Origin of the sequence: Pseudarthrobacter sp. NamE5, assembly GCF_005796225.1 — a bacterium.
GTDB lineage: Bacteria > Actinomycetota > Actinomycetes > Actinomycetales > Micrococcaceae > Arthrobacter.
In genome coordinates this window covers 1-399 of record NZ_VAHO01000046.1, presented here as the reverse complement: position 1 = coordinate 399, position 399 = coordinate 1, and the positions used below count along the sequence as shown (strand labels likewise).

1 pseudogene is annotated in these 399 nt (G+C 63.7%); it reads left to right on the top strand.

The window, feature by feature from the left end:
• Positions 1-399, top strand: a pseudogene (locus FDW84_RS19015) (lipoyl synthase); the annotation flags it as partial.

The window sequence follows — 399 nt, the reverse complement described above, 5'->3', positions numbered from 1 at the left end:
CAGATGGGTCCCGAGTTTGTGGGCCTGAAGAACCTGGTGAAGAAGGAAGGCCTGCACACGGTGTGTGAGGAGGCCGGTTGCCCCAACATTTTCGAGTGCTGGGAGGATAAGGAAGCCACGTTCCTGATCGGCGGGTCCGAGTGCACGCGCCGGTGTGATTTCTGCCAGATCGATACCGGCAAGCCCTCGCCGGTGGACATGTTCGAGCCGACCAAGGTGGCCCGGTCCGTGCAGTCGATGCAGCTGCGCTACGCCACGGTCACCGGTGTGGCTCGGGACGACCTGGCGGATGAGGGCGTGTGGCTCTACGCCGAGACGGTCCGGAAGATCCATGAGCTGAACCCGGGCACCGGGGTGGAGCTGCTGATCCCGGACTTCTCCGGCAAACCCGAACACATC